Genomic DNA, 23,632 nt, shown 5'->3' on the forward strand with positions numbered 1-23,632 from the left:
CTCACACGGGTTCCCGGACCGCGGCCTCGCGCCGCCGAAACCTCCAGTACCACTCGTTCTGCCTGGCCGTGGAGAACCCGATCGCCGCGTAGAGCAGGGCCTGGCAGGCGGCCGGCACGGCGGAGATCCCCCACCAGAAGGTGGGGGTCCCGGGCCGGGGACCTCGCCGCACCGGGAACTTGCCCTCCGGGTCGACGGTCACGGTGAGCCGGTCGCCCACGGCGAGAGCCCGGCGCCCACCGTGCCGGGCAGCCGGTGACCGGACAGGTCGGCCAGGCGGGCCACCTGGCCCCCGTCGCTCAGGCCGCCCGCGCCGTCGGCGTGGAACACGGAGGTCACGACCGCCCGCTCGACCCGGCCCCGGTCGTGCAGCGCCTGCTGCTCCAGCGCGTAGACGAACGCGGCCGTCGTCAGCGCGACGCACACCGCGGCGGCCACATCCAGCTTCCCGAACTCCCGGTGGCTGTCAAGGAGGAGGAAGACCAGGCCGATCAGACAGCCGACCGCGAGGACGGCACCGACGAAGACCAGTTGCGACGCCCACCGGCCGGGCGCACTGGCCACTCCGTACGCGATACCGAAGGAGCCCGCAGTCAACAGGGCGCTCGCGGGCACCGCCAGAACGGTCCACAGCGCCCGCACGGTCCACGTCCGCGCCCGTGTCGTCTCCTCGGCCTCTTTCATGACACGGTCTTGCCCAAAGCGTCACCGGGTGATGCCGCCCGGCGGCGGCGTCGCAGGGGCAGGTCGACCTCGGCCCGTACGGTCTTGCCGGGCGCGTCGGCGCGGTCGCGGTCCAGCACCTCCCAACGGTCGGCCAGCGCGTCCACGAGCACGAGCCCGCGCCCACCGTCGTCCAGCGGCCGGGGCGGCCGTACGGCGCCGGGTGCGGGCGGCCGTCGTTCGGCTCGCGTGTCGGTCACCTCGACGCGCACGCTCCCCGTCACCAACGTGACCCGCAACTCGAAGTCCCGGCCGGGCACACGGCCGTGCGTCACGGCGTTCGCCGCCAGCTCCGCGACGATCACGGACACCTTGTCGACGACCTCCGTCGACGCGAACACCCCTCCCCACGCGTGAAGTTGGGCGACGGCGAGATGACGGGCCAGACGTGCACCACGCGGCGTGGCGCTGAGCCGCTGGGCGAGTGTTCGACTGACGGTGACCGTGGTGGGGGGAGCTTCCATGCGCCCAATCTGCCGCCCCGGACAGGCAGTTCTCCAGGTGACGGCCGCGTACGCCGTGCGGGCGTACGCGGTGACCGACTGGACCGTACCGGTCACTGACTGTGGCTATGACTCTCGGGAGGTGGCCTACGTGGGCGATGGAGCGGAGCCGGAGTCGTCGGACAGTCTGCGGACTTTCGGGGCGGTGGTCCAGGCGTTGCGGGAGCACGCCGGGCTGACCAGGGAGGAGTTCGGCGAGCGGGTGCGGTTCTCGAAACACACCGTGGCGTCGGTGGAGTTGGGCCGCCGCATGCCGGACGAGTCCTTCGTGGAGGCGGCGGAGGAGGCACTGGGCAACACGGGGGCCTTACGGCGGGCAGCGGGGCATGTGGCTCGGCAGCCGGGGCTGGCGGCTTGGTTCCGGCGGTGGGCGCGGATGGAGGCGTCGGCGATCAGCCTCTACACCTACGAATGCCGAGTCATGCCAGGCCTGTTGCAGACGGAGGCCTACACGCGGGCGGTCTTCCTGAGCGTGCCGCCGATCCCCAACGATCAGGAACTGGACGATCGGGTGGCCGCGCGCGCAGCCCGACAGGATCTGCTCTCCACCCAGCGAGAGCGGCCGTGCGCGTTCAGTTTCATCGTCGAACAAGCCCTGCTGGAGCGACGAACGGGCGGCGACGAAGTGACACGAGAGCTGCTCGACCACCTGCTGGAGGTGATCGGCCACCACCGGAACGTGGAGATCCAGGTCATGCCACTGCGGCAGCCCACCCACGCCGGCCTGGATGGCCCGTTGCAGCTGCTTGAGACACCCGAGAATCAGTGGTTCGCTTATTCGGAAGGGCAGAAGAACGGCCGCCTCGTCGCCGATCCGAAGGAGACCAGCGTCCTCCACCAGCGATATGGAAAACTGCGCGCGCAGGCCCTCAACCTCCGGGATTCCAGGACCCTGTTGGAGCAGATGCGAGGAGCGCTATGAGCACGTCCGAACTGACCTGGTTCAAGAGCACTTACAGCAGTGGCAGCGAGGGCGACTGCGTCGAAGTCGCCACCCACCCCACCACCATCCACATCCGCGACTCCAAGAACCCACAGGGCCCCCAGCTCGCCCTCTCCCCCGCCGCCTGGGCCGACTTCCTCACGTACGCCGGAAAGTGAGCGTGGGGCCGCGGCGGCCCTTCTCCAGCGGGCGTGCGCACGCTTCATCCATCCGGCCTACACATAGCGCGAACGGCGTGATTTGATCCCGGTACTGCGAGTCCACCGGGGGAGATCCAGCCATGTCCAGACGCCTTTTCGCCGTGTTCCTGGCGCTGAGCGCCGCCGCCCTCACCTCGTGCTCCGACGGCGGGGGGACGGCCCTGGCGGGCGGTGTGGGGTCCGGCGGCCTCGTCGGGTACGAGCACACCCAGGTCGGCAAGGAGTACTGGGTGACCATGCCGCAGATGCAGAACACCTCGGGCAAGCCGCTCACCGTGCTCAGCGGGACGATCGTCCACGTGCCGGACGGGCTGCGGATCACGGGGTACCGGGTGGTCGACGACGGCGCCGGCCCGCACCCCATGGGGGTCACCCCCGTAGGCGTCACGGACGACCACGCCCTCGTCCACCAGGGCGGTTCGATCCCAGTCCCCGCCCACACCTCGTCGCACCTCTCCTACGAGGCCCGGATCAAGGTGACCGGCGCCGTGCACGGGGACCTGACCGACTGCCGCTACGAATACCGACAGGGCTCCACGACGTACCGCCAGGACATCGGCTGCGACACCCGGATCCGTCTCGGCAGGGCTCTTACGTGAAGCGCGGAAGCGCGAGCGCCGCTCTTATGGCCTGATGTGCGGGCGGCGATAGGATCGTGCCATGTCCGTCGCCGTCGACTTCCTGCCCAGCCGCCCGCACCGCGTCGTCGTGCTCGCCCTCGACGGGGTGTACCCCTTCGAGCTGGGCATCCCGAACCGCGTCTTTCCCGGCGTGCCCGGTGCCTACGACGTGGTGACCTGTGCGGCGAGCGCGGACCGTACGGTGGCGACCAGCGCCGACTTCACCGTCACCGTCGGGCACGGGCCCGAGGCGCTGGAGAGTGCGGACACCGTGGTCGTGCCGCCGTACGACATGGCGCGGATCGCGCAGGAGCTGCCGGAGCCCGTCGCCGCCGCGCTGGCGCGGATCCGGCCCGGGACCCGGATCGTCTCCATCTGCACGGGGGCGTTCGCGCTCGCGGCGGCCGGGATGCTGGACGGGCGCCCGGCGACCACGCACTGGGCGCTGGCGCCGCGGTTCCGGCGGATGTTCCCGCAGGTCGCGCTCGATCCGGACGTGCTGTTCATCGACGACGGGGACGTCCTGACCTCGGCCGGGGCCGCCTCCGGTGTCGACGTGTGCCTGCACATCGTCCGCTCCGACCACGGCAGCGCGGTCGCCAACAGCGTGGCCCGGCAGTGCGTGGTGCCGCCGTGGCGGGACGGCGGACAGGCCCAGTACATCGAGCAGCCGGTGCCGGACGAGGGCACCACGGGTACGGCGGCCACCCGGGCCTGGGCCCTGGAGAACCTGGAACGGCCGCTCGCGTTGCAGGAGCTGGCCGATCACGCCCGGATGAGCCGGCGCACCTTCGCCCGCCGGTTCCAGGAGGAGACGGGGACGAGCCCCGGGCGCTGGCTGATCCAGCAGCGGGTACGGCGCGCCCGCGACCTCCTGGAGACCAGCGAGCTGTCGGTCGACCGCATCGCCGCCGAGGTCGGTTTCGCCACGGGCACGTCACTGCGGCAGCATCTGCACGCGGCGATCGGCGTCTCCCCGCAGGCCTACCGGAGCACGTTCCGGGCCACAGCGGTGAGCAAGGCCTGAGCCGGGTCTCGCCCCGGCGCGGGGTCCCGTCACCGGGACGCGTCGCGCGGGGGCGAGCCGGGGCCGGCCCGTGCGGCTACTTGCCGGGGCAGTGCTTCCAGGCGAAGTGGTAGACGGTGCTGATCTGGCCGTCGGTGGAGTCCATGGTCATGAAGCTGACCTTGCCGGGGTTCGCGCTGCCGGCGTTCACGCGCAGCTCGGTGTTGATGTTGAAGTTGCGCTGGACCCCGCAGGGCGCCCAGACCAGCTGGGCCCAGTCGGTGGTGTCGGTGGCCTGCCAGTTGTCGTTGTAGGGGCCGGTGAAGGGGTGGTTGGCGGCCGCGGTGTTCGAGGAGCCCTGGAAGTAGTACGAGGCCCGCTGGGTGCCGGTGGCGCCCGATTGCAGCGAGGCGAAGCCGCGGTAGTCGGCGCTGGCGATGGCGTAGGTGAAGCCGCCCGGCACGTGGACGACCAGGTTCAGCTGGCAGTTGCGCCGGAAGGCGGTGGGGTCGGAGCCGCCGCCGGCCTGGGCGAGGTAGTCGCTGTAGGTGACGGTGAAGGCCTCGTTGTCCTCGGAGACGGCGACGGCAGTGGTGCCCGCCGGACAGCCGGAGCCGTTGACGGTGGCCACGTTGATGACGATCTTGTCCGGCGGCGGGTCGTCGAACACGGGCGACGACGAGGCCTTGGCCTGCGCGGGCAACCCGGCGGTGAGCAGCGCGGCGAGCGCTCCGCCGAGCAGGAGGCGGTGTCTCCTGGGTGCCATGGTTTCTCCAGTTCGGGTGATTCGAGTGGGGGGTTGCACCCGCGGTCCCGACGGTTCAACTTTGAAGAAACTGTGCTTTTCCTGTGAAGACCGGGGCGCTCGCATCGTAGGAACCATGGCATGAACCGGTCAGGGCGAACTCCGGCCATTCACACCACCGGATTTCACAGCGCTGCCCGGGACAGACGAGGAGGAGCAGTCCTCGAAGCGAAGCCTCCGACGGGAGCCCGATGTTCACGTACGCCGCAGCACTGGTCTTCCTGGTCTTCTGCATCCGGGTGGTGCTGGACCCGCGCCGCTTCAGCAACGCCGTCCTCCTCGGGATCACGGTCGCCCTCGTGTCCGTCTCCGCGTTCGTACGGCCCCCGCTCCCGCCGGCGTCGCTGCGGACGGCGGCCCTGGCCGCCTGCGCGCTGCTCGTCGCGGGCGCCCTCGCCCTCGCGTTCTTCCTGATGGCGAACGGCGTGAAAATGGTCCGCAGGGAGGGCAGACGCCCCGGCAACCTGCTCACGCTGCTCACCGGGCTCGCGATCCTCGGCTTCCTCAGCCTGCTCGGCACGGCCGTCGCCGGGCGCTCGACCACCCTGGTCCGCGTCGCGGCCTTCTCGGCACCACCGGTCGGCTACGTCTCCTTCCTCTTCCTCTGCTTCCTGGGCTACGCGCTCCTCTACGGCCGGCTGCCGAGGCGGCGCAACGTGGACTTCGTCGTCGTCCTCGGCTGCGGACTCGTCGGCGGCTCCCGGGTGGGGCGGCTGCTGGCGAACCGGCTGGACCGGGCACGGAGGCTGTACGAGGCACAGGCCGCCCGCGGCAACCCGCCGCTCCTGGTCACCTCCGGCGGACAGGGCGGCGACGAGGAACTCCCCGAGGCCGACGCGATGGCCGCCCACCTGGTCGCGGCCGGGGTTCCCGAGGACCGGATCCTGCGCGAGGACCGCTCCCGCACCACCGAGGAGAACCTGCTCCTCAGCAAGAAGATCATGCAGGAGCTGAAGCCGGACTACCGGTGCGTCGTGGTCACCAACAACTTCCACGTCTTCCGGGCCGCGCTCACCGCCCGCCGCACCGGCGTCCGCGGCCAGGTGGTCGGCGCGGCCACCGCCCGGTACTTCTGGCCCGGCGCGACGATCCGCGAGTTCGTCGCGGTCTTCCTGCACTACCCGAAGATCAACCTGGGCCTCTGCCTGGTCCTCGGCCTGCTGGGACTGGTCGCCTTCCGGTGAGCGGCGGTCACGGGTTCTCCCAGGCCGCCGGTTCCGCCGCCAGCGCCCGTACCGGCTCCGGCAGCGCGTCCGCGGCGATGTCCGCCACCGTGACGCCTTCGAGGATCTTGCGGACGTTGGCGCGCAGCGCGATCCACAGGGGCAGCAGGGGCTCGGCGGTCCCCGTGTACGCGAGGCCCGTCGGGCGCTCCCCGCGCACCGAGACGATCGGGCCGTCGACCGCCCGGATCAGGTCCGCCACCGTGATCGCGGACGCCTCCCGGGCCAGCCGGTAGCCGCCGCCCCCGCCGCGCCGGCTGTCGACCACCCCGGCCCGCCGCAGGTCGCCGAGGATGCCCTCCAGAAACTTGTGCGGGATGTCCTGCGCACCGGCGATCTCCTCCGCCTTCACGGGACCGTTCCCCTGCCGTACGGCGAGCTCCAGTGCCGCCCGTACCGCGTAATCCGCCCGTGCCGAGATCCTCATGCGTCCATTGTGAGCCGTACTCCCGTGCAGAATGACCGGACCCGCGCCCCATAAGATCGCCCGGGAGGATCCCTTGGCGCTCAGCAGACGTACCTTCAGTGCACTCGCCGGCTCGGCCGCGCTCGGCTTCGCCCTGGGCGGCAGCGGCGGCCCCGGGGCGCCCGCGGCGTACGCGGCCCGCAGCGTGCCCACCGGGCCGCCGCCGGCCGCGCCGCGCGCCGACGGGCAGCGGCACACCATCGGCTACGACCACCACTCCCTCGTCGTCGACGGCAGACGGCTCGTGGTGTGGTCCGGCGAGATGCACCCGTTCCGGCTGCCGAGCCCGTCCCTGTGGCGGGACGTGCTGGAGAAGATGCGGGCGCACGGCTACAACACGGTCAGCATCTACGTGGCCTGGAACTACCACTCCCCGGCGCCCGGCGCGTACGACTTCACCGGGGTGCGCGACCTCGACCTGTTCCTGCGCACGGCCGCCGAGACCGGGCTGTACGTGATCCTGCGTCCGGGCCCCTACATCAACGCCGAGGTCGACGCGGGCGGCTTCCCCGGCTGGCTGACCGCCACCGAGGGCACCGCCCGCACCACCGACCCCACCTACCTCGGGCACGTCGACGGCTGGCTGACGGCCGTCAACCGCATCGTGCGCCGCCACCAGCTCACGGACGGCGGCGGGACCGTCCTGCTGTACCAGATCGAGAACGAGTACGACGGCCACGTCACCGACCCGGCCGGCCCCGCCTACATGTCCCACCTGTACGAGAAGGTGCGGTCCGACGGCATCGACGTCCCCCTCTTCCACAACGACAAGGGCCGCAACGGCTACTGGATCCCCGGCTCCTTCGACACCGGCCGCGGGCGCGCCAAGTGGCTGTACGGCTTCGACGGCTACCCCGACCCCTCCCGCACCCCGCCCGACTGGGGGGACTTCGGGATCGGCGGCCTCAAGGGCGGCGCGACCGCCAGCCCCCGTACGCCCGGGTTCATGCCCGAGTTCGGCGGCGGCTGGTTCGACCCCTGGGGCGGGGTCGAGTTCGGCGGGGAGGGCTACGCCGGCTCCCGCCGGACCCGGGACGCGGCCTACGAACGCCGCTTCCACCTCACCCACCTCGCCAACGGCATCACCCTCCAGAACGTCTACATGACCTACGGCGGCACCACCTGGGGCTGGCTGCCCGCCCCGGTCGTCTACACGTCGTACGACTACGGCGCGGCCATCGACGAGGCCCGCAACGTGACGACGAAGATCGCGCCGATGCACCAGCTCGGCCATCTCCTGCAACGCGTCCCGGACTTCGCGAAACTGGAGCGCGCGGCGGACGTCCACGCGGCCGGGCTCAAGGCGTACCACCTCACCAACCCGGACACCCGGGCGCACGTGTACGTGCTGCGCAACGACGGCGCCGGCGAGGTCACGTCCACGCTGCGGACCGACGCCGGTGACGACGTCGAAGTCACCGTCCCGGGCCACGACGCCCGGCTCCTCACCGCCGGACTCGCCCTCGGCAAGCGGAAGCTGCGCTACTGCACCGCCCAGCCGATGTTCGTCCTCACCGCGGGCCGCCAGGACGTCGCCCTGTTCACCGGCCGCTACGGGGAGATGGCCCACCTGGTCCTGGACTGCCCGTCCGAGCCGCTCGTCCAGCGCCTCGACCCGGAGGCCGCCTGGGTCTACGACCAGGACGTCCTGCACGTCACCGCCCCGCTCGGCAAGGGCGGCCTCACCCGGGTCCTGGTCCAGGGCGGCGAGAGCGACACCCCGCTGCTGCTGCTCCTCGCCGACGACGCGACCTCGGTACGGCTGTTCCCGTACGACACCCCGTCCGGAACCGTGCTGGTCTACGGCCCGGCGCTGCTGCGCCACGTGACCCTGGACGGGGAGACCGTGCGGCTCACCGGGGACACGGTCGGCCCGACCGGCCTGGAGGTCTGGGCACCGCGCGGGATCACCGCCGTCACCTGGAACGGGCGGCCGGTGCCGACCCGGGTGGGGCTCTCCGGGAGCCTGGTCGCCACGTCCCTGCTGGCGGGCGCGCCGAAGCCGGCGCTGCCCGTGCTCGGCGGCTGGCGCCGCAAGGCCGAGAACCCCGAGTCGGCGGTGGACTTCGACGACTCGACGTGGACGGCCGCCGACCGGAAGACGTCGTTCAGCACCACGCCCGTGCCGGACGGTCAGCCGGTGCTCTTCGCCGACGACTACGGCTTCCACTACGGGGACGTCTGGTACCGGGGGCTGATCGAGGACGACTCGCTGGCCGGCCTGGAATCCGTCTCCCTCGCCTACAGCACCGGCACCCAGGGCATGCTCATGGCCTGGCTGGACGGGAAGCCGCTGGGCTCGCACCGGATGCCGGTGCCGGACGCGAAGACGGTCCGGCAGGGCAACTGGACGGCCACCGCGACGTTCTCCGTGGCCGGACTGTTCGAGAAGACACTGAAGAAGACGCTGAAGAAACGGCGCCATGTGCTGTCCGTGCTGGTGCGGCGGATGCAGCACGACATGGACGGCCGGTCCGACGACGCCCAGAAGGCGGCCCGCGGGCTGACCGCCGTGACCTTCGAGGGGGCTTCTCCGAAGGTGGGCTGGCGGATCCAGGGGGCCGGTGCCGCCGACCCGGTGCGGGGGCCGCAGAACAACGGCGGGCTGTACGGGGAGCGGGAGGGGTGGCACCTGCCCGGGTTCACGGACGGGCAGTGGGAGGGGGTCTCGCTGCCGCGCGCCGACCAGGGGATGGGGGTCACCTGGTACCGGACGGGGTTCCGGCTGGCGGTGCCGGACGGGGTGGACGCGTCGGTGGGGCTGGTGCTGGAGGACGATCCGGCGCGGGCCTACCGGGTGCAGATCTTCCTGAACGGGTGGAATCTCGGGCAGTACGTCAACGACGTGGGGCCGCAGCATACGTTCGTGCTGCCGAACGGGATCCTGCGGACGCGGGGTTCGAACACGTTGGCGTTGGCTGTGCTGGCGGACGGGACGAGTGAGGTCGGGCCGGGGGTGGTGCGGCTGGAGTTGCTGGGGAGTGCGGCCGGAGGGGTGCGCGTGGATTCGGTGGACTCCCCCGGCCGTTGACTGCGGGTGCGTTGTGGCTGGTCGCGCAGTTCCTCCCCCAGCCTTCGGCCGGGGGTACCCCCAGCGCCCCTAACGGGGCGCTGTGCCTTACGTCAGTCGGATCGTGTTCCAGGACATCGGCTCCAGGGTGGCCCTCAGGGTGCCGTCGGTCAGTGAAGTGCCCTCGGCCAGGTGCGGGGTCACGCGTTCCGGGTTCTCCAACGTGTTGCGGGCGTCGGGGTCCGCGTCCGACAGGACGCTGTGCTCCGCCACGGACGTCAGGCCGAGGCCGGCCACGGCCACCTCCAGCGGTAGCGCCTCCGTGCGGCTGCGGTTGACGGCGAAGACGGTGACCGTGCCGTCGTCCGCGCGGACCGCCGTCGCGTGCAGGAGGCTCGTCTCGCCGTACTTCTTCGTCTCGTACGTCGGCGAGTCCACGCGCACGTCCAGGACCTGGCCCCGGCCGTGCCGCGACGCCTGGGCGAACGGGAAGAACGTCGTCTGGCGCCAGGCCGGGCCGCCCGGCTCCGTCATGATCGGGGCGATCACGTTGACCAGCTGGGCCAGGCAGGCGACCGTGACCCGGTCGGCGTGCCGGAGCAGGGCGATGAGGAGGGAACCGAAGACCACGGCGTCCAGGACGCTGTAGTTGTCCTCCAGCAGGCGGGGGGCCTCGGCCCAGTCCCGCACGGCGGAGTTCTCGATCTCGTGCCACCTCGACGTGTACCAGACGTTCCACTCGTCGAAGGAGAGGTTGATCTTCTTCTGGGACTTCAGCCTGGCGCCCACGTGGTCGCAGGTGGCGACCACGTTCTCGATGAAGGACTCCATGTCGACGGCGGAGGCCAGGAAGGAGTCGAGGTCGCCGTCGTGGGGCTCGTAGTAGGCGTGCAGGGAGATGTAGTCGACCAGGTCGTAGGTCTCCGCGAGGACCGTCGCCTCCCACGCGGCGAAGGTCGGCATGGACTGGCTGGAGGAACCGCAGGCGACCAGTTCCACGGACGGGTCCAGCTGGCGCATGGCGCGGGCGGTCTCGGCGGCGATGCGGCCGTACTCCTCGGCCGTCTTGTGGCCGGTCTGCCAGGGGCCGTCCATCTCGTTGCCCAGACACCAGAGCTTGATGCCGAACGGGTCCTTGTCGCCGTGGGCGGCGCGGAGGTCGGAGAGGGCGGTGCCGGAGGGGTGGTTGGCGTACTCCTGGAGTTCCAGGGCCTCCGCCACGCCCCGGGTGCCGAGGTTGATCGCCATCATGGGCTCGGCCTGCGGGCCGACCTTCTTCAGGAAGGCGATGTACTCGGCGAGTCCGAAGCGGTTGGTCTCCGTGGACCGCCAGGCGAGGTCGAGGCGGCGGGGGCGGTCCTCGGCCGGGCCGACCGAGTCCTCCCACTTGTAGCCGGAGACGAAGTTGCCGCCGGGGTAGCGGAGGGTGGTGACGCCGAGTTCGCGGACGAGGTCGAGGACGTCCTGGCGGAGGCCTTCGGCGTCGGCCGTGGGGTGCGTCGGCTCGAAGATGCCGGTGTAGACACAGCGGCCCAGGTGCTCGACGAAGGAGCCGAAGAGACGGGGGTTGACTTCGCCGATGGTGAAGGCGGGGTCGAGGGTGAAGCGGGCGGTGCGCAATGGTCGCCTTTCGAGGTGGGTGGTTCTCCGTCGTGGGCGGGTGGGGGCGTTTCCTCACGTGTTCGACATGTCGAATTGCGCCCGTGGCATCGAACGGACCGTAAGATCGAAGCGCCCGCGCGTCAATGGGTGCGGGGCGACTTTCCCCCGGTGGGCCTGGCACTGTGGACCTGGGCGTCGAGCAGCGGCACCTCGTCCGCGCCCGCGGGGACCGAGCTGGTTGCGATGCGGCGGGTGGGGCCGGTTAGCCTGCCGGGGAACGCGGCCGCCGTCAGCCAAGGGAGTTCCGCCGTGCCTCGCATAGCCCTCGCCACCTACGACCCCGGCGCGGAACCGAGCAAGGACCAGGACCTGCCGGTGCTGCTGCGGGCGCTGGCCGACGCGGGGGCCGAGGCCGTCGCCCGGCCGTGGGACGACCCGGAGACGGAGTGGGGCGGCTACGACCTCGTCCTCCTCCGCTCCACCTGGGACTACAGCTGGCGTGCCGACGAGTTCGTGGCGTGGGTGGAGCGGGTGGACAAGACGACCCGGATCGCGAACCCGGCGGACGTGGTGCGGTGGAACACCGACAAGCGGTACCTCGGTGACCTCGCGGCGGCCGGTGTGCCGGTGGTGCCGACCCGCTACCTGGCCCCCGGCGACCCGGCCGGCCCCGCCCTCCCCGCCGACCGCGACTTCGTGGTCAAGCCCACCTTCGGCGCCGGCGCCCGGTTCGCCGCCCGCTACACACCCGGCGAGCACGACACCGCCCTGCGGCACCTCGCCCGGATGCACGAGGAGGGGCTGACCGCGATGGTCCAGCCGTACGTCTCGGGCATCGACGTCAGCGGGGAGCGGGCGCTGCAGTTCTTCGGCGGGCGGCTGCTGCACGCCAGCCGCAAGCGAGCCGTGCTCACGCCGGGCACGGCGTACGACGCGGACAAGGTCGCCCATCCGGACCTGACGCCGTGGACCCCGACGCCGGCCGAACTGGCCGTGGCGGAGCGAGCGTTGACCGCCGTACCGGACGCGTCCGAGCTGCTCTACGCCCGAGTGGACCTGGTCGACGGCGAGGACGGCCGGCCGCGGGTGATGGAGCTCGAGCTGGTCGAGCCGAACCTGTTCCTGTTCCTGCACCCCCAGTCGGTGGCCGCGGTGACGGAGGCGGTCATCGGCGCGGCCCGTCGATGACGGCGGTGCGCTGGAGCAGGCCCCAGGTGAACTCGGCGACCGCCTGACGGCCGTCGGGGAGGGTGAGGGCCAGCCCCCACCGGGTGGGGGCGGTGCCCTCCAGGGGGCGGGCGGGGGCGAAGGCGCGGGCGGCCTCGTCGATCGTGCAGGACCAGGGGGTCAGGTCCGCGTAGGTCTCCAGGGTGGGGGCGGGCGCCTCCGGGTCGCGGACCAGCCACTCGTTCCAGACCGCGCCGCCTCCTGCGACCAGCACCTCGAAGCGCAGGGTGGGCCAGAGCGGGAGCCGCCACTGCCACACCGCGCACTCCAGGTCGCCGACGGTGCGCTTGCCCTCCCACTCGGGCGGGCCGAGCACTGAACGGTACCGGGCGGCGGCGGACCGGGACCGGGGCGAGCGGACCATCGCCTGCCAGCGCTTGTTGGCCTCCCTCATGTCCGCGAGGGACGCGCCCAGTTCGCGGCGGGCGTCCTCGACCAGGTCCGGATTGTGGTCGGCCATGCGGCGCAGCAGCACCAGGTGGAAGTCCAGTCGCACAGGACCCATGGTGCACCTCCGCGTGCCCGGCTCGTTCCCGGCCATTGCCCGGGCAATCCCCGATGGTTAGCCTGTGTTCGTCATGCCGATCGCCTGTTGATATCTCGAACGGCTCCGCCGCTCCGACGAGATCTGGCGCTTAGACCCAAGGGAGGGGGCCGGACGTGGGACGCCTTGTGCCTGCCGTGACCCGGGCTCTCGACATTCTTGAGCTCTTCCTGGACGGGGACGGAACCCTCTCCGCCCCCGACATAGTGCGCAAACTCCAGTTGCCGCGGACCACCGTGCACGAACTGGTGACCACGCTCGCCGCCCGCTCGTACATCGTGCCCGTACCCGGACAGCCCGGACGCTACCGGCTCGGCGTGCGCCCGTACCAGCTCGGCAGCCGCTACGCGGAGCAGCTCGACCTCGCCGCCGAGGGCCAGCAGGTCGCCCGGTCCGTCGCCGAGACCTGCGACGAGACCGTCCACGTGGCGATCCTCGAAGGCACCGACGTCATCTACATCGCCAAGGTCGACTCCACGCACGCGGTCCGCATGGTCTCCGCCGCGGGCCGCCGGCTGCCCGCGCACTGCACCTCCGTCGGCAAGATGCTGCTGGCCTCGCTGCCGGAGCCGGAGCTGTCCGCGCGCATCCCGGACGACGCCGACCTCGTCCGGATGACGCCGAACAGCATCACCGACCCGGACGCGCTGCGTCAGGCCCTCACCGAGATCCGCGCGCGCGGCATCGCCGTGGAGAGCCGCGAGTCCAACCCCGACGTCTCCTGTGTCGCCGCCCCGGTCCGCGACCGCACCGGCCAGGTCGTCGCGGCGCTCTCCATCTCCGTACCGATGATCCGCTGGAGCGACGAGCGCCTGGACGAGCTGGAGCAGCTGGCCGTGAAGGGCGCCGCGGAACTCTCCGAGCGCCTCGGCCACCGGAGCGTGGCATGACGACGACGGTGCACACCGCGTACGAGGTCGCGGTCGCGGCGGAGGCGACGCTCGGCGAGGGCCCGACGTGGGACGCGGCGACCGGCCGCCTGCTCTGGATCGACATACTCGGCTCCCGCGTCCACACGTACGACCCGGCCACCGGACGCCGTACGACCCGTACCACCGACCAGCACGTCGGCGCGGTGAAGCCGCGTGCGAACGGCGGGCTGGTGCTCAACCTCCGGGACGGCGTGGCGGTCCTCGACCCCGACGACACGTTCCGCTGGCTGCACCGCGAGCCGGTGCCCGGCCGCCGCGCCAACGACGCGGCCGTCGCGCCCGACGGCTCGCTGTGGGCCGGCACGATGCGCTACGACGAGGCGGCGGGCGGGGGCACGCTGTCGCGGGTGGGGGCCGACGGGGCGGTGACGACGCTGCTGCCGGACGTCACGGTCAGCAACGGGACGGGCTGGAGCCCGGACGGCCGCCTCGTCTACTACGTCGACACCCCGACCCGCCGGGTGGACGTCTTCGACTACGACGGCGGACTCCCCCGCAACCGGCGGCCGTTGGTGACGATCGAGGAGGGCGCCGGGTTCCCCGACGGGCTGACGGTGGACGCGGACGGCTGTGTGTGGGTGGCACTGTGGGACGGGGGTGCGGTGCGCCGCTACACGCCGACGGGTGAGCTGGACCGGGTCGTCACGCTGCCCACGCCGCGTACGACGGCGTGCGCGTTCGGCGGCGCCGGGCTGACCGATCTGTACGTCACGACGGCGCGCGTGGGGTTGGCCGCGCCGCAGGCGACGGCCGGTTCGCTGCTGGTGGTTCCGGGGGTGGGGCAGGGGGTTGTCCAGCCGGTGTTCGCGGGGTAGGGGGTTGTGTTCGGGGGGTGTGGGGTCGTGTCTCGGCTGCGGGTGCGTGGGGGCTGATCGCGCAGTTCGCGCAGTTCCTCCCCCAGCCTTCGGCCGGGGGTGCCCCCAGCGCCCCTTACGGGACGCTGTGCTTGGCGTGGCTCGATCGGTCGGCGGTGGCAACGGCCGGGGGCACCCCCAGCGCCCCTTACGGGACTGGTCGGCGGTGGACGTCGGCCGTGGTGGGGGCGGCCTGGCTGGGGTAGGAAGGAGGCGTTCGGCTGTCGATCGGTGAGGGGCGTGGCGTGTCGGGTCTGTTTCCGGAGCTGGCGGGTGAGCGGGTCGCGTTGCGGTTCGGGGGGCGGTCGCTGACGTACGGGCAGCTCGCCGGGGCGGCCGGGGCCGTCGCCGGGCGGGTGCGGGGGGCCGCGCGGGTCGCCGTGTGGGCGACCCCGGAGCTGGAGACCGCCGTCGCCGTCGTCGGCGTCCTGCTCGCCGGCCGGGCGGCCGTCCCCCTCAACCCCAGGTCGGGCGAGAAGGAACTCGCGCACATCCTCTCCGACAGCGCGCCGACGGCCGTGCTGACCGCGCCCGGCACCGAACTGCCGGCCGCCCTCGCCGGTCTGCCCCGCATCGACGTCGACCCGCAGGCGGCGGCCCCGGTACCGGAGGACGACTCCGCCGAGTCCGACCCCGCACTCGTCGTCTACACCTCCGGCACCACCGGCCCGCCCAAGGGCGCCGTCATCCCCCGCCGGGCCGTCGCCGCGACCCTGGACGCGCTCGCCGACGCCTGGCAGTGGACCGCGGAGGACACCCTCGTCCACGCCCTGCCGCTCTTCCATGTGCACGGGCTCGTGATCGGGATCCTCGGGCCGCTGCGGCGCGGTGGCTGCGTCCGGCACCTGGGGCGGTTCGACACCGCCGGCGTCACCCGGGAACTCGACGACGGGGCGACCATGATGTTCGGCGTCCCCACCATGTACCACCGCATCGCCGAGGCCCTGCCCACCGACCCCGAGCTGGCGCGGGCGCTCGGCCGGGCCCGGCTGCTGGTCTCCGGCTCGGCCGCGCTGCCCGTCCACGACCACGAGCGGATCGCGGCGGCCACCGGCCGCCGGGTCATCGAGCGGTACGGCATGACGGAGACCCTGATGAACACCAGCGTGCGGGCCGACGGTCAGGCCCGCACGGGCACCGTCGGCGTGCCGCTGCCGGGGGTGGAGCTGCGGCTGGTGGAGGAGGACGGGACGGCGATCACGGAGTACGACGGGGAGAGCGTCGGCGAGATCCAGGTGCGCGGCCCGAACCTGTTCACCGAGTACCTCAACCGGCCCGACGCCACCGCCGCCGCCTTCACCGCCGACGGCTGGTTCCGCACCGGTGACATGGCGGTACGGGAGCCGGACGGCTACGTACGGATCGTCGGCCGCAAGGCCACCGACCTGATCAAGAGCGGGGGTTACAAGATCGGGGCCGGTGAGATCGAGAACGCGCTCCTCGAACACCCCGGGGTGCGGGAGGCCGCCGTCACCGGGGAGCCGGACGCCGACCTGGGCGAACGGATCGTCGCCTGGATCGTCCCGGCGGATCCGCAGTCGCCGCCCCCGGCCGAGGAGCTGGCCGGCCACGTCGCCGGCCGGCTCGCCCCGCACAAACGCCCCCGTGTGGTCCGCTACCTGGACGCCCTCCCCCGCAACGACATGGGGAAGATCATGAAGCGGGCCCTCGGTGAGCCTGCCTGAGCGGCTCTCCGCCCGGCGGTTCCTCGACCTCGTCACCGACCCCGGTACCTTTGCCGAACTCCCGCTCTCCGAAGGGGAGTCCGCGCCCGACGGCCCGCTCGGCTGGCAGGGTTACGACGCCTCGCGCGCCCGCGCCGCCGCACGCACCGGCGAGCGGGAGTCGGTCGTGGTCGGCACCGGGCGCGTCGAGGGCACGGCGGCCGTGCTGATCGCGTTCGAGTTCGGGTTCCTCGGCGGGTCGCTGGGCGAGCGGACCGGGGACCGGCTGGAGGCGGCGTACGGCCACGCCCGGACGCACCGGCTGCCGGTCGTCCCGCTGGTCGCCACCGGCGGCAGCCGGATGCAGGAGGGCATGCTCGCCCTGTCCCAGTTGCAGCGGGTGGCACGGCAGTCGGCGCTCACCCGCGAGGCGGGGCTGCCGCAGATCGCGGTCCTGCGGGACCCGACGACCGGCGGCGGCTGGGCCACCCTGGGCGCGGGCGCCGACGTGATCCTGGCGCTGCCCGGCGCCCAGGTCGGTTTCGCGGGCTCCCGGGTCCGCCCACCGGACGCGGACCCGGCCGCGTACACGGCGGACGCCCAGCTGGCGTCGGGGGCGGCGGACGCCGTGGTGCCCCTGGCGGACCTGAAGGCATGCCTGGGGTTGTGGCTGCGGCTGCTGACCTCTCCCTCCACACGGCCCGCCGAGCCGCCCGCCGCCCTCGGCGACGCCCGGTTGCCGGGCACCGGCTGGGCGGCCGTCGAGCGCGCCCGGGACCCGCGGCGCCCGCGCGCCGGCGCCTACCTGGACGCCTATTTCAGCCGCCGGGTCGCCCTGGTCGGCGACCGGTGCGGGGGCGCGGATCCGCAGGGGATCCTGTGCGGGTTCGGGGAGCGGGACGGCCGTACCGTCGCCTTCGCCGCGCAGACCGGTACGGCGACCCGGCCCGCCGGATTCCGTACCGCCGCCCGTCTGATACGGCTCGCGGACCGGCTGGGGATCCCCGTGCTGACCCTCGTCGACACCCCGGGCGCCGCCAACGACGCGGAGGCGGAACGGCAGGGCGCGGGCGCCGCGATCGCGGAGCTGTTCGGCGCGGTGGCCGCGGCCCGTACGCCGGTCACCACGCTCGTCATCGGCGAGGGCGGCTCCGGCGGGGCACTGGCACCGGCCGCCCCCGGCAACACCTGGGCCACACCCGACAGCTACTTCTCGGTGATCGCCCCGGAGCTGGCGGCGGCGATCCTGAAGCGGCCCCCGGACGCGGTCGAGGCCACCGCGGACCAGCTGCGCATCCGCCCCCAGGACCTGCTGGCCCTGGGCGTGATCCGAGGCATCGTCCCCACCGCCCCCTGACCCGGAGCGCCGCCTCGGCGACCACGCCCCCGGCCCGCCCGGACGACAACACCGGCGGGTCTCACCGGGCCGCTCCCGCCGGGACCCGCCCCCAAACCGCACCACCGGCCCGGCCGCTTCCACCGAGATCCGCCCCGAGCGGCACCGCCCTGCCGCGTCGCCTCCATCGACACCACCCCGGTCAACGCCCCTCCGCTCCTCCCCGGTGCCGTTCGTTGCCGAACCCCCCATTCAGCGGCGCCCCGCCCGGCCCCCTCCCGCAGGCGCGCCGCCGGGATCACCCAGAGGATGCGAAAGAAGCCGTCGTCCGCCGTCCCACGGCCCGCGCACTCGGGAGGATCGCCGTGACCGTCAGTCTGGAGCAGTTGCGCCGCTGCCATTTCGCCGTCGATCTCGGGGCCGCCCGCACCCGGGTGTACGTGAAGGGCATGGGGCTCGTCGTCGACCAGCCGTCCGTCGCCGCGATGAACACGCGCACGGGTGCCCTGATCGCCGTGGGCGAGTTCGCGGAGAAGATGACGGGCCGTACCCCCGACTACATCCGCGTGGTCCGCCCGATCTCCGGCGGCACGGTGGTCGACATCGAGATGGCCCAGCGAATGCTGCGGCAGCTGCTCGGCGACCGGACCCGCCGCATGCTGCGCCGCAAACCCCGGCTGCGGGCCGCCGCCTGCACCCCGCACGACGCCGACCCGCTGGCGCAGCGGGCGACCATCGAGACGCTGGTGGGGCTCGGCGCGCGGCGGGTGGAGCTGGTCGACACGCTGATCGCCGCGGCCGTGGGGTGCGGGCTGCCGGTGGAGCGGCCGGAGGCGACCATGATCCTCATCTGCGGGGCGGCCGCCACCCAGGTGGCCGTCCTCTCCCTCGGGTCGATCGTGCGCGCGGAACGGATGCCCGTCGGCGGTGAGTCGGTGGACCACGCGATCGTGCAGCTGCTGCGCCACGAGCACGAACTGATGCTGCCGAGTCAGGCGGTACGGCCGTTGCAGCTGGCTCTCTCGGAGAACGGGCTCACCCCGCACGGGCCGACGTCCACGGAGATCCACGGCCGGGACGTGGCCACCGGCCTCGCCCGCAGCGTGCAGGTCGACACGGCGGCCGTCCGGGACGCCATCCAGACGCCCCTGACCGCCGTCCTGGACGGGATCGGCAAGGTGCTGCGGGACTGCCCGCCCGACCTGGTCGCCGATCTCGCCGACCGCGGGATGGTGATGGTCGGCGGGTCCGCGCTGCTCCCCGGCTTCGACCAGCTGCTGCGGCAGGCCACGGGGATGCCGGTGCACATCGCGGAGCGGCCGGACGTGTGCGCCGTCCAGGGCCTCGGGGAGATGCTGGAGGGCCGCATCGAGCCGCTGCTGCTCGGCCCGCGGTCCTGCTGAGGACCCCTCAACCGGCGTGACTCGCCGACCCGGTGCGTGCCGGGGCCGAGGCCGGCCCTGGGGCGCTGTTCGCTAGCATCCCTGAGCATGACAATGCGGGGGTACCGATTAGGTGTGGTGGCGGTGCTGGCGGCGCTCTGTGTCTCCGGTACGGGACGGCCGGAGGTCATCACTACGGCGTCGGACCTCGGCCCCCTCCCGGCCGACCGCTACGACTACACGCCGCAGGACTACCAGCGATCGCAGCGGGCGTCGGCGTTACTGGTCCGGCAGTGCATGGCGGAGCACGGCCACCCGGACTTCCCGCTCGACCCCCGCTACCCCACCGACCCCCTCGTCGCCACCGCGGTCGGCACCGACTACGGTGCCCTGGACCTCGACGACGCCCGCCGCTGGGGCTACGGCTGGGACCCGGCGAAGTCCCAGGCTCAGCGGCCGAAGGGCCGTCGCATGACCGACGCCGAGTACGCGGACTTCCCCGCCTGCAACGCGGAGGCGAGCCGACGGCTGCTGCGCGGCATCGACGTCAAACGGGACTGGCTCTACGCGGGTACGCGGGCGGTCGAGGTCGACAAGGCGGTCAAGCGCGACCCGCGCCTCCGGGCGGCGTGGGACGTGTGGTCCCGCTGTGTGGCGGACCAGGGGTTCACGCGCTATCCCGACCCCGGGGCGGCGTACACGGACACCGCCTGGCAGCGGGGCAGTGACGGCAACACCCGGCACACGGCGCGGGAGCGGGCCACCGCCGCCGCGGACGTCACCTGCAAGCGCCGCCACCATACGGCCGAGCTCTGGCACGCTGTCCGGGCACGGAAGCAGACCGCGGACATCTCCAGGCACCGCGACCGCTACACCGCCGGGCTGCGGGCGCTGCGGACGTACCGTGCCCACGTCGCCGAGGTGCTGCGGACGCTTGGGTAGAGCGGGGCACCGACGCATCACTGCAGTCCCGCGACTGTTCTCGGACAAGGAAGTCGGTGGGGAAGTCCGTGGGCGTGCGGCGCTGTCGGGCCGGTTTCCGTCAGCGTCGCCGCCAGAGGAGCGGCGCCCCGACCGCGAGCCACTACCCCCACACAGGACATCCGAGCTACTGTGGATGTCATGACGACGGCCTACGAGGACGTGCCCTTCAGCGAGCTGCTCCACCACCCCGCTGCCACCGCCCGACGCCTGGACGCGGTCCGCGCCCTGCGCCTGCGCCGACGCGACGCGGGCGACCTCGCCCTCATTCGCGCGGACCAGCTGGAGCAGGACTCCACCGTGGTCGACTTCACCGCCCGTCTGCTCGCCGGGCTGGTCCGCACCGAGAACACCGCCGCTCTGCGTCAAGCCCTGCCGGATGCTCTGCCCTGGTCGGTCTTCCTCCCCGATGACGACGTCGAGGCGATGCTCGGCGAACTGGTGGACACCGCTCGCGGGGCGGCTGCGCTCGAGAACCTTGCTCCCATCGCGCTGCTGCTGGCCCAGTGGCGGCACAGTGCCGAGATCTACGCCGACCCCGCCCTGCACACCCTCCTCACCCGCGAGCCAGAAGGCGATCTCGGACCTGTCCCCGCGTCTGAAGGCGAGACCGCCGAGTGAGCCCCAAACGCGGTGACCGGGCGGCTCCACCCCCGGTCGACGACGAGTTCGACCTGCGCTTCGCCAACACCGAGGCGGCCAACGGCTGGGACCACCTCTCCCGCCACGCGGCAGGCAACCTCCGCCGCGCCTTCGACAAGATCCGCTCCGGCCCACGCGCCACGGATGACCCCGAGCGCCACCACCGCCTCAAGGGCAAGCTCGGCTCCACGGTCTGGAAGGGACAGACGCTGGAGCGCTGGCAGTACGAGGTCACCGGCGGCGGCCGCATCTGGTACCTCGTCGACGACACCAACCGCACCGCCTGGATCACCTACGCAGGCACCGGACACCCCAAAGCCACCGACTGATCGCCCTCCGCCCGCCGCCCGCCATAACTCGGCGGATACGGTGCGCTTTTGGAGCCCTGTGCATGGAGCCATCGCCCGCAGCACTTCCCATGGGGACGCCCGTGTGAGCCCATGCGCCCCCTGCACGCCCGGCCTCGTTGATCTGGGCGGATGTCCAGCGGGCGCTGGAGCAGCGCCGCCAGGCGCAGTACACGGACATGGTGCGCGACCTGCCTGTGCTGATCGACGAGTCGGTGCAGGCAGTGCACACCAGCGCCGGGGAAGAGCAGCGGCTGTCTTACGAGTGCCTGGCGGAGGCATTCCGGTGTGTGTTCACCGTGGCGTGGAAGCTCGGTTTCCTCGATCTGGCCACCGTCGCGCTGGACCGACTCGCGTGGACCGCGCCGCGCGCCGACGAGCCGGGGCTGGCCGCGCTGCATGCCTTTCTGCGTGCGCAGACCACGTTGTCGTCGGGTCGGTACGACGTGGGTCTGCGGGTGGTCGATCGGGCTCTGCGGGACCTCGATGGCCAGGAGTCACGCCGCCCGGCGGGCGTCGAGGCGATGCGGGGCATGCTGCACCTGCGTGCCGCGACCATCGCGGGCCGGATGAAGGACAGGGACCACGCCGACGCCCGCCTGGCCGAGGCCCGTGCCCTTGCCCAGGCCACAGGCGAGTTGCCCGACTTCGGCGTCACCTGGGGACCGGTGAACGTCGGTGTGCATGCCGTGGCGATCGCCTCGGAGGCTGACGACTTCGGGCGCGCGATCGAACTCGCCGAGAACGTGCGCATTCCACGCGGCTGGACCCGTTCCCGGGCCGGTCACCACTGGATGGACCTCGGCCGGGCCCACGCGTGGGCGGGCCACCCGGACAGGGCACTGGACTGCCTGCACCAGGCCCGGCGCATCGCCCCGCAGCAGACCCGCTACCACCCGACCGTGCGGGAGACCGTACTGGCGCTGAAGCGGCGGGAGCGGGCGCGTAACGGCTCGTTGGCGCAGTACGCGGAGTGGGTCGGGATATAGCGGATCTCTGGCGGGTGGAGTTGCACCCTTCGGTGCAACCGCGGTGCATCACGGGTCGGCAGGCTGACGTCTCGTCAGAACCCCCGCGGCCGTGCGAACGGTCCGGGGGCATGGTCAACGCTGACAAGGAGCGTCGACACAGGCCGGAGCGGAGTGGATGGACACCGATCTCGTCTTCACTCGCCCGGACGGTCACCCCATCGAACCCGCCACCCTCAGCCGCCACTTCAACACCCTGCTCCGCCGCTCCCGCCTGCGGGCGATCCGGTTCCACGACCTGAGGCACTCGACCGCGAGACTCCTCCTGGAACAGGGCGTCGAACTCGTCGTGATCAAGGAGCTGTTGGGTCATGCCCACATCGGAGTGACCGCGACGGTTTACGCACACGTCCGACTCCGCCTCCAGCGTGACGCCATCGACCTCCTCCGCCGCGCCCTCGGCGAGCGCTCGGAGTCCGCCGGCCAACCCGACGACGGCGACGATCCGCCGGTTTGTGCAGCACCCGTCCGCTGACGTTGCCGTCTACTACTGCCGTCAGACACCACAGCGGCCCCACCAGAGGCAAATACGGTGGGGCCGCTGTGGTGTCTTCATGACTCTATTTACCCCAGGTGAATCTCGCTCCGATTCAGATCCAGCAAGTCCGGATCCTGCTCAGCAAGCTTCGACTCAAAGGCGGACCAACCAGCCTCCGCCGCGAACGCAGCCTCGGCCCTTCCAATTGGAACCATCCAGACCATCACCGCCCGCTTTCCGGACTCTAGATCAACAGCCGGAAATGCTTCGTCATAATAGACCGGAATTGCCGCATAAAAGGCCTCCATGGAACTCCCGGAAATCACTGACCCCCGGGGCCCAATGACATCTCCTCGCAAAATTGCCTCGCCGCGCTCAAGCAAGCCCACGGCGAGCTGATGAACCAGCGCAGGAAACATCCCGGAAGCAATTTCCGAGTGAACTGAAAGTATTAGCTCTTGGTGGATTCCACGACCCGAGGTGCGAGACGTCAGGGCGTATTTACTGAGTCCGATTGTGGCATAGGTCACCACGCCGGAGAGCTCGCCATCCTGGAAGCGTCCAACCTGGAAGGGCATAGGGTTCGACTCGGAGTCGACCGACCAGCCCTCGACCATCCGCCCGAGCCGACTCTCCATGTGCTCAATGAGCTTCACTTGCTAACCAAACCTAGAATCGTCATTTCCACCCCCGCGGTTACAGGGTATGCATTCAAGGCCTGTGCCCTCCTGGTAATTGTCGAGCACTTCCTCACGGGAAACACCAGGATCGAACTGCCGATTAGTCCAGGACGGGTTATGACTCACATCCCAGTCCCGTGTTACATCAGGCGTTCGCGGTGCAACCAATACCTCCCCCGCGCAGCTCGGCCCTTGTGTCGGGCATAGCCGTCCCGCATTGGGTCCAACTTCCGCATTGTCCCAGGCGTCATCCTCTGTGGCAACACGAAAGCTCCCGCGGCTTGTAGTTTGCCCGGTCTCATTCGTGCCACGCAACATTCCATCGCTATCCAGTTGCCCGGCCTGCAGTCGATCAGGATTCGGAGCAAACCGTCCTGCTCCAGGCTGCCCCGCAGGTATGCGACACGAGGCATCCGTATTGTGAACCAAGATCGGA

The 23,632-nt window shown here is 71.8% G+C and carries 24 protein-coding genes and 1 pseudogene; 17 read left to right on the top strand and 8 right to left on the bottom strand.

The window, feature by feature from the left end; genetic code table 11:
• Position 1 precedes the first annotated feature (1 nt).
• Genes AB0958_RS12835 through AB0958_RS12845 form a run of 3 tightly spaced genes read right to left on the bottom strand, consistent with a single transcriptional unit; the run spans position 2 to position 1,187 of the window.
• Positions 2–220, bottom strand: coding sequence for a hypothetical protein (locus AB0958_RS12835; RefSeq protein WP_366890417.1), 219 nt, complete (start codon positions 218–220; stop codon positions 2–4).
• Entirely contained in the window at positions 199–684 is a 486-nt protein-coding gene (locus AB0958_RS12840; RefSeq protein ID WP_366890418.1) for a hypothetical protein, read from the bottom strand. The genes AB0958_RS12835 and AB0958_RS12840 overlap by 22 nt, the downstream gene beginning before the upstream one ends.
• On the bottom strand, positions 681–1,187 hold the full coding sequence (locus AB0958_RS12845) for an ATP-binding protein (RefSeq protein WP_366890419.1): 507 nt from the start codon (positions 1,185–1,187) through the stop codon (positions 681–683). Before AB0958_RS12845 ends, AB0958_RS12840 begins: the two co-directional genes overlap by 4 nt.
• A gap of 121 nt (positions 1,188–1,308) precedes the next feature.
• On the opposite strand from AB0958_RS12845, the gene AB0958_RS12850 reads away from it, so the two are divergent.
• From AB0958_RS12850 to AB0958_RS12865, 4 genes are all read left to right on the top strand, one after another.
• On the top strand, positions 1,309–2,148 hold the full coding sequence (locus AB0958_RS12850; protein ID WP_366890481.1) for a helix-turn-helix transcriptional regulator: 840 nt from the start codon (positions 1,309–1,311) through the stop codon (positions 2,146–2,148).
• Entirely contained in the window at positions 2,145–2,327 is a 183-nt protein-coding gene (locus AB0958_RS12855; RefSeq protein ID WP_366890420.1) for a DUF397 domain-containing protein, read from the top strand. The genes AB0958_RS12850 and AB0958_RS12855 overlap by 4 nt, the downstream gene beginning before the upstream one ends.
• Positions 2,328–2,449: 122 nt before the next feature.
• The gene (locus AB0958_RS12860; protein WP_366890421.1) at positions 2,450–2,968 is read left to right on the top strand and encodes a hypothetical protein; all 519 of its coding nucleotides are present in this window, start codon (positions 2,450–2,452) and stop codon (positions 2,966–2,968) included.
• Positions 2,969–3,029: 61 nt separating this feature from the next.
• Positions 3,030–4,016 (top strand): helix-turn-helix domain-containing protein, encoded by a 987-nt coding sequence (locus tag AB0958_RS12865; protein WP_366890422.1) that lies wholly within the window; start codon positions 3,030–3,032, stop codon positions 4,014–4,016.
• A gap of 76 nt (positions 4,017–4,092) precedes the next feature.
• Here the strand turns inward: AB0958_RS12865 and AB0958_RS12870 are convergent, their stop codons facing one another.
• The gene (locus tag AB0958_RS12870; protein WP_366890423.1) at positions 4,093–4,761 is read right to left on the bottom strand and encodes a DUF4360 domain-containing protein; all 669 of its coding nucleotides are present in this window, start codon (positions 4,759–4,761) and stop codon (positions 4,093–4,095) included.
• 230 nt (positions 4,762–4,991) lie between these two features.
• Between AB0958_RS12870 and AB0958_RS12875 the strand changes: the two genes are divergently transcribed.
• Complete coding sequence (locus AB0958_RS12875) at positions 4,992–5,984, top strand: YdcF family protein (protein WP_366890424.1); 993 nt, start codon at positions 4,992–4,994, stop codon at positions 5,982–5,984.
• Between the two features lie 7 nt (positions 5,985–5,991).
• On the opposite strand, the gene AB0958_RS12880 is transcribed toward AB0958_RS12875, so the two are convergent.
• On the bottom strand, positions 5,992–6,450 hold the full coding sequence (locus AB0958_RS12880; RefSeq protein ID WP_366890425.1) for an Rrf2 family transcriptional regulator: 459 nt from the start codon (positions 6,448–6,450) through the stop codon (positions 5,992–5,994).
• A 73-nt stretch (positions 6,451–6,523) separates the two neighbouring features.
• Here AB0958_RS12880 and AB0958_RS12885 point away from each other — a divergent pair, with 73 nt between their 5' ends.
• Positions 6,524–9,520: a beta-galactosidase gene (locus tag AB0958_RS12885; RefSeq protein ID WP_366890426.1), complete on the top strand. Its 2,997-nt coding sequence runs from the start codon at positions 6,524–6,526 to the stop codon at positions 9,518–9,520.
• Between the two features lie 87 nt (positions 9,521–9,607).
• Here the strand turns inward: AB0958_RS12885 and AB0958_RS12890 are convergent, their stop codons facing one another.
• Complete coding sequence (locus AB0958_RS12890; protein WP_366890427.1) at positions 9,608–11,119, bottom strand: alpha-N-arabinofuranosidase; 1,512 nt, start codon at positions 11,117–11,119, stop codon at positions 9,608–9,610.
• 291 nt (positions 11,120–11,410) lie between these two features.
• On the opposite strand from AB0958_RS12890, the gene AB0958_RS12895 reads away from it, so the two are divergent.
• On the top strand, positions 11,411–12,289 hold the full coding sequence (locus tag AB0958_RS12895) for a hypothetical protein (protein ID WP_366890428.1): 879 nt from the start codon (positions 11,411–11,413) through the stop codon (positions 12,287–12,289).
• On the opposite strand, the gene AB0958_RS12900 is transcribed toward AB0958_RS12895, so the two are convergent.
• A complete protein-coding gene (locus AB0958_RS12900; protein WP_366890429.1) occupies positions 12,267–12,833 on the bottom strand; it encodes a hypothetical protein in 567 nt (188 codons plus the stop codon). The genes AB0958_RS12895 and AB0958_RS12900 overlap by 23 nt on opposite strands.
• Positions 12,834–12,988: 155 nt before the next feature.
• On the opposite strand from AB0958_RS12900, the gene AB0958_RS12905 reads away from it, so the two are divergent.
• The 10 genes and pseudogenes from AB0958_RS12905 to AB0958_RS12950 form a co-directional block, all read left to right on the top strand.
• Positions 12,989–13,762, top strand: coding sequence for an IclR family transcriptional regulator (locus AB0958_RS12905; RefSeq protein ID WP_366890430.1), 774 nt, complete (start codon positions 12,989–12,991; stop codon positions 13,760–13,762).
• Complete coding sequence (locus tag AB0958_RS12910; RefSeq protein ID WP_366890431.1) at positions 13,759–14,619, top strand: SMP-30/gluconolactonase/LRE family protein; 861 nt, start codon at positions 13,759–13,761, stop codon at positions 14,617–14,619. The genes AB0958_RS12905 and AB0958_RS12910 overlap by 4 nt, the downstream gene beginning before the upstream one ends.
• A gap of 284 nt (positions 14,620–14,903) precedes the next feature.
• Positions 14,904–16,343 carry an acyl-CoA synthetase gene (locus tag AB0958_RS12915; RefSeq protein ID WP_366890432.1) on the top strand — a complete coding sequence of 480 codons (1,440 nt, stop codon included), beginning with the start codon at positions 14,904–14,906 and terminating at the stop codon, positions 16,341–16,343.
• Positions 16,336–17,679: a carboxyl transferase domain-containing protein gene (locus tag AB0958_RS12920; RefSeq protein ID WP_366890482.1), complete on the top strand. Its 1,344-nt coding sequence runs from the start codon at positions 16,336–16,338 to the stop codon at positions 17,677–17,679. Before AB0958_RS12915 ends, AB0958_RS12920 begins: the two co-directional genes overlap by 8 nt.
• 344 nt (positions 17,680–18,023) lie before the next feature.
• Positions 18,024–19,061, top strand: a complete 1,038-nt coding sequence (locus AB0958_RS12925; protein WP_366890433.1) for a rod shape-determining protein — start codon at positions 18,024–18,026, stop codon at positions 19,059–19,061.
• Between the two features lie 87 nt (positions 19,062–19,148).
• Positions 19,149–19,982: a hypothetical protein gene (locus AB0958_RS12930; RefSeq protein WP_366890434.1), complete on the top strand. Its 834-nt coding sequence runs from the start codon at positions 19,149–19,151 to the stop codon at positions 19,980–19,982.
• 180 nt (positions 19,983–20,162) lie between these two features.
• Entirely contained in the window at positions 20,163–20,642 is a 480-nt protein-coding gene (locus AB0958_RS12935; protein WP_366890435.1) for a hypothetical protein, read from the top strand.
• Positions 20,639–20,992, top strand: a complete 354-nt coding sequence (locus tag AB0958_RS12940; RefSeq protein ID WP_358970929.1) for a hypothetical protein — start codon at positions 20,639–20,641, stop codon at positions 20,990–20,992. The genes AB0958_RS12935 and AB0958_RS12940 overlap by 4 nt, the downstream gene beginning before the upstream one ends.
• A gap of 137 nt (positions 20,993–21,129) precedes the next feature.
• Positions 21,130–21,999: an XRE family transcriptional regulator gene (locus AB0958_RS12945; protein ID WP_366890436.1), complete on the top strand. Its 870-nt coding sequence runs from the start codon at positions 21,130–21,132 to the stop codon at positions 21,997–21,999.
• 169 nt (positions 22,000–22,168) lie between these two features.
• Positions 22,169–22,513 (top strand): annotated as a pseudogene (locus AB0958_RS12950) (tyrosine-type recombinase/integrase); the annotation flags it as partial.
• Between the two features lie 89 nt (positions 22,514–22,602).
• Here the strand turns inward: AB0958_RS12950 and AB0958_RS12955 are convergent.
• Positions 22,603–23,172: a suppressor of fused domain protein gene (locus tag AB0958_RS12955; RefSeq protein ID WP_366890437.1), complete on the bottom strand. Its 570-nt coding sequence runs from the start codon at positions 23,170–23,172 to the stop codon at positions 22,603–22,605.
• Between the last annotated feature and the right edge of the window lie 460 nt (positions 23,173–23,632).

Source organism: Streptomyces sp. NPDC006655 (assembly GCF_040703965.1).
Taxonomy (GTDB): Bacteria; Actinomycetota; Actinomycetes; order Streptomycetales; family Streptomycetaceae; genus Streptomyces.

Coding starts and splice junctions, on each gene's coding strand:
- AB0958_RS12840 (WP_366890418.1), bottom strand. CDS start 684: ATGAAAGAGGCCGAGGAGACGACACGGGCGCGGACGTGGACCGTGCGG.
- AB0958_RS12845 (WP_366890419.1), bottom strand. CDS start 1,187: ATGGAAGCTCCCCCCACCACGGTCACCGTCAGTCGAACACTCGCCCAG.
- AB0958_RS12855 (WP_366890420.1), top strand. CDS start 2,145: ATGAGCACGTCCGAACTGACCTGGTTCAAGAGCACTTACAGCAGTGGC.
- AB0958_RS12860 (WP_366890421.1), top strand. CDS start 2,450: ATGTCCAGACGCCTTTTCGCCGTGTTCCTGGCGCTGAGCGCCGCCGCC.
- AB0958_RS12865 (WP_366890422.1), top strand. CDS start 3,030: ATGTCCGTCGCCGTCGACTTCCTGCCCAGCCGCCCGCACCGCGTCGTC.
- AB0958_RS12870 (WP_366890423.1), bottom strand. CDS start 4,761: ATGGCACCCAGGAGACACCGCCTCCTGCTCGGCGGAGCGCTCGCCGCG.
- AB0958_RS12875 (WP_366890424.1), top strand. CDS start 4,992: ATGTTCACGTACGCCGCAGCACTGGTCTTCCTGGTCTTCTGCATCCGG.
- AB0958_RS12880 (WP_366890425.1), bottom strand. CDS start 6,450: ATGAGGATCTCGGCACGGGCGGATTACGCGGTACGGGCGGCACTGGAG.
- AB0958_RS12900 (WP_366890429.1), bottom strand. CDS start 12,833: ATGGGTCCTGTGCGACTGGACTTCCACCTGGTGCTGCTGCGCCGCATG.
- AB0958_RS12910 (WP_366890431.1), top strand. CDS start 13,759: ATGACGACGACGGTGCACACCGCGTACGAGGTCGCGGTCGCGGCGGAG.
- AB0958_RS12930 (WP_366890434.1), top strand. CDS start 19,149: ATGACAATGCGGGGGTACCGATTAGGTGTGGTGGCGGTGCTGGCGGCG.
- AB0958_RS12935 (WP_366890435.1), top strand. CDS start 20,163: ATGACGACGGCCTACGAGGACGTGCCCTTCAGCGAGCTGCTCCACCAC.